The organism is Endozoicomonas sp. YOMI1 (genome assembly GCF_024606345.1).
Lineage (GTDB): Bacteria > Pseudomonadota > Gammaproteobacteria > Pseudomonadales > Endozoicomonadaceae > Endozoicomonas.
Map to the genome: position 1 here is coordinate 1 of NZ_JAHHPM010000530.1, position 4337 is coordinate 4337.

Annotated in this window: 3 protein-coding genes; 2 read left to right on the forward strand and 1 reads right to left on the reverse strand. The window is 42.9% G+C overall.

Annotated elements, in window-relative coordinates:
- The first annotated feature begins 190 nt into the window (after positions 1 to 190).
- The gene (locus KDK15_RS18820; RefSeq protein WP_257296934.1) at positions 191 to 853 is read left to right on the forward strand and encodes a class I SAM-dependent methyltransferase; all 663 of its coding nucleotides are present in this window, start codon (positions 191 to 193) and stop codon (positions 851 to 853) included.
- A gap of 109 nt (positions 854 to 962) precedes the next feature.
- Here the strand turns inward: KDK15_RS18820 and KDK15_RS18825 are convergent, their stop codons facing one another.
- A complete protein-coding gene (locus KDK15_RS18825; protein ID WP_257296935.1) occupies positions 963 to 2738 on the reverse strand; it encodes an ankyrin repeat domain-containing protein in 1776 nt (591 codons plus the stop codon).
- Positions 2739 to 3252: 514 nt separating this feature from the next.
- On the opposite strand from KDK15_RS18825, the gene KDK15_RS18830 reads away from it, so the two are divergent.
- Positions 3253 to 4224 carry a hypothetical protein gene (locus tag KDK15_RS18830; RefSeq protein WP_257296936.1) on the forward strand — a complete coding sequence of 324 codons (972 nt, stop codon included), beginning with the start codon at positions 3253 to 3255 and terminating at the stop codon, positions 4222 to 4224.
- The last annotated feature ends 113 nt before the right edge of the window (positions 4225 to 4337 follow it).

A 4337-nucleotide genomic window follows, 5' to 3' on the forward strand; every position in this document is an offset into this window, starting at 1 on the left:
CTTTCCCTCTAACCCTTGATATCATTGATGGTAATCAATTTATCGGGAATTGCTGAAGCCGATTGCTGCAGCAGAATGATAATAATAAATAACAACCACTTATTTTCAGACTTCATTCTTGACTTAATCGTCAGCAATTTAATCCATATCTTTGATTTTTTCCTCAGGAATTAACAGGATTCCACCACCAATGTCCACTGAAACCCTGCAACTCAATGATACGCTTTATCAATATATTTATAATGTTGGTCTACGTGAGCACCCGGTATTAAAAGAGCTGCGTGAATTGACCAGTCACCATCGCTACCGAATGATGCAAATCTCTGCTGAGCAAGGGCAGCTTATGGCCATGCTGGCAAAACTGGCCAATGCACGCAGGACCATCGAAATGGGTGTTTTCACGGGTTACAGTGCACTCTCTGTTGCCCTGGTACTGCCTGACGATGGGGAGCTGATTGCCTGTGATATCAGCAGTGAGTATACCAACATAGCCAAACCCTATTGGGAAAAAGCCGGTGTCTCTGAGCGGATCAAGCTTCACCTGGCTCCGGCATCGGAAACGATGGATCAGCTGATCAGGAACGGTGAACTGAATCAGTTTGATATGGCCTTTATTGATGCGGATAAAACGGGGTACGACGGTTATTACGAGCAATGCCTGCAGCTTGTTCGTCCTGGTGGATTGATTCTTATCGATAACGTGCTATGGAGCGGAAGAGTAGCAGATGCAGATGCAAGTGATGAAGATACTGCTGCCCTGAAAGCATTAAACCGGAAAATTCACGACGATCATCGTGTGGATATGATGATACTGCCTGTTTCCGATGGGCTTACCATCGCCATCAAGCGTTAAGGATAATGAGCACAGAGAGTGACTCGTTCCCACGCTCTAGAGGCTGTCGCGAAAGTCTTTTTAATCTGTCTTTTGCGACAGCCTCTCCAGCATGGGAACGAGACAATTTTTATTTGGGGTTCTTTTCTATTCCCATTGACTCCTCATAACTTGGAGGCGTATCAACATTCAGTGTACCCGGAGGATTTAACCGATACTCTGAAGAATCGTACGCAGGAGGGGCTAACGGTATTGGAAAATAACCATCTCCCTCAGGATCAGCAGGAGGAGCTGACGGTATTGGAAAATAGCCATAATCTCCCACAGGATAAGCAGGAGGGGCTGACGGTATTGGAAAATAGCCATAATCTCCCACAGGATCAGCAGGAGGAGCTGACGGTATTGGAGAATAGCCATAAGCTCCCACAGGATCAGCAGGAGGGGCTGACGGTATTGGAGAATAGCCATAAGCTCCCTCAGGCTCAGCATAATCATCATGAGGGCCCAACGGTGCAGGCATATCGTCACAAACTTTTTCTTCAGACTGCTGTATGTAAAGACCGGCTTCTTTCTTTAAAAAATTAACAATCACCGTTTTATTAAGCGCCTCTGCCCGGACCAGAGGGGAGTATTTGCCATGGCCATCTATAGGCTCCCCGCTGTCTAAAAGAAGCCGGATCATCCTACAGGCCGTCTGCTCATCCATCCATGTTGATTGAACTGCAGCATCGATAAGAGAATCAATACCGCTTTTATGAACAGGTTTGTAATAAGCTTTTTTTCTATCGTTAAGTTTTGGGTCAATCAGATATTCAACAATCTCAAATTGTCCACGAGAAACCGCTGACCAGATAGGGGCCTGGAAAGATTTGTTGCAAACTTTTTTTCCTTGGCCAACAAAATAATTGAGAACTTCAAGGAATCCGTGCCTGGATGCCATTTGCATCCATTTAGCAGAGTCTAATCCTGATTTCTTACGTAGTGATTTGATGCCTGATTCATCTTTGCCTTCAATTGCGTTTTGCAAAGTAGTTAACCAGTCAAACTCTTTTTTATCACTCACGGACAATAAGCAATATCTCTTAAGATTGCTTCTTTGCCTCAAAAGTTTGGCAATGCGCAATTTATTAAGCTTCACTGCCTGCCTGAGAGGAGTAATCTCACCACAACAACCATCAGGATCTTCTCCCTTGCTCAGAAGAAGCTCGATCATTCTGTAGGCTGTATCCTCATCCTTATTTGATGATCCAACTGCCTCGTGGATAAGTCCCTCATTCGCAGTTCTTCCGTCGTCGGGGATGAAGAAAGACTTGTCTTCGTCTTTGAGCCCGAGATCAACCAGATATTCCACGATTTCCAATTGTCCATAGGAAACGGCTTTGCAGATGTGGGAGGAGGAGCCAACTTTATTAATTTCTTCCCCTTTGTTGATAAAATACTTAAGCACATCAAGGTAGCCATACTCGATTGCCATCTTCATCCAGTAAGAACTACGATGTACTTTCAACAGTTGTTCTATTTCTTCTCGTTGTTTTTCTGGTCGTGTACTCCAATTCTTTGTATTCCAATTGATAACTTCATGAAAACGTTGCAGCTGCTGAACTTCTCTGGTGTGATGTCTTAAAATATCTTCATCATGTAAATTGCTGCGCACCCGAATATGAGGAACATGATGATGTTTTTTTTCCTCTGGGGTCAGGTCGAGACTATATTTACTGACACGTTTACTGACACGTTTACTGACAAGTTCACTGACACTAAGATTATTGACGGATTCTGTAATTTGTATTTTTCGGTATCCTGCGCTTCTGCATTCATTTTCCTCTGGATAGCCGGGGGGATTTGGACAATATCTAAAATTGGTGCAGCAACAAAGGGTGCTAAAAGGTTGGCTTGTAGTTTCCATTAAAAATCACTTATTACAATATTAATTGAGAGTATTGATTATCACACTGTAATGATAGCTTTCTCTGTTAGAGTAAAATTTCAAACCTTAGTTCCCATACTAACAGCAATTAATCAATCCAGTAATTTTCAAAAGAACCTTAAAAATTGAGTGGTTTTAATTCTGCAACTAACTCACAAAGCAAGGGGTTAGTATTACTTACCGTCCGGTTAGTGTTTTATGGAAAAGAAAATCGTTAAATCTTAATTCAATTGATCAGAAACATATGGAAATGTTTTATCAATTGCCTATCAAAACTTGAATACCTCATCCAAATACAAGCAATAAGCACAAGGAGTGTCCTATGATTCATGGCAATGGTTTCTTACCAGCATCAGGAAATGCAAACACTTCAACTGATAAAAAAGCAGTGACAGCGCAGCAAGGGGACGATAATGCTGTTAGGTCCGAAAGCCAGACAAGCTCAGACAAGTCAATCTTTCACAGGGCAGTATCCACTTCTGAGAAAACTTCAGTGCTGGAAGCATCTGAAACATCCAGGCTGACGACGTCTTCGCCGGAACAAACAGCGCTTGACAAGATGGAGTCGCCATTTAAGGCTGATGATATTACCATTGATGATCCGGAGTTCAAGCGTCCACCCGGCAAAATAAAAAAGCTTGCCCTGGCGATTAAAATCTTTTCCAAAAGCTTTAAGACAATATACCAGGTCAATAATCCAGAGACTGACCGGAGTTCACTGGTAGAAACAATACGCAGCAAGGCTTACACCCTGTCCTCTATAGTGTTAAACACTCTAAACATAGTGCTAGCCTCTTCCGTAACACCTGCGCTTTTTGTTGGTGCTTTAATTCTTTGTGCAAGTGTGCCAGAGGCGGGGATCGCGTTAGTTCTTGCTGTACCTGTCGGTATATTTATTGCAATCGGGGTTTTTGCTATTGGCTATATGCTCTCCAATAAAATCTCTAACTTCATTACTTCAGCTGTGTCCGCGTCGGTGGATACCCGTGAAAAATTAACCGAGATCACCGATCTTACTTTACCAAAAGAGAGGTTCTTAAAAAAATACCAAAGAATGGAGGAGTCTCTCTTCGCATTGCGAACCAAACTTTATGCGGCAGAGTTAGCAAGGATTAATGACTACATAAAACTTTATGAAAAAGATGGTAGGACAGAGAAATTGAAGCTTGAGATAGAAAAGCGCGAGAAGCTTAACACTGCCAGAGTTGAGGCTGGTATTCCGGACCCTGTCGAAGCGAAATGGCATGAATCTTTACAGCGCTCTTTCCTGAGAGAGGAGTATGGGTGTGATATCGTGAAACTGAAGGATGCCATCCGTAAAACCGAAGATTGGCTTAACAGGGCAGCAAAACAGAAAGAACTGCTCACTGATGAACACCGGGAGCTAGAGGAACTGTATGATGAGGATACTCAATCGATTACCGGGAGGTTAGAGGTAGCCCAGGAAAATTGGGTTCGTGTGTAATTCTCAATTAAAGTCATGAGTATCGCCCCTGGCCGGTTAGTATTGCTTCTTAGGGTGAACATTAAGCTTAGGAATTGCCCCGGAATAATTTGCACATTTCTGAGTTTCAAAAC

Excerpts from the sequence above, each read along its gene's own strand:
- KDK15_RS18825 (WP_257296935.1), bottom strand. The coding sequence starts at position 2,738 with ATGGAAACTACAAGCCAACCTTTTAGCACCCTTTGTTGCTGCACCAAT.
- KDK15_RS18820 (WP_257296934.1), top strand. The coding sequence starts at position 191 with ATGTCCACTGAAACCCTGCAACTCAATGATACGCTTTATCAATATATT.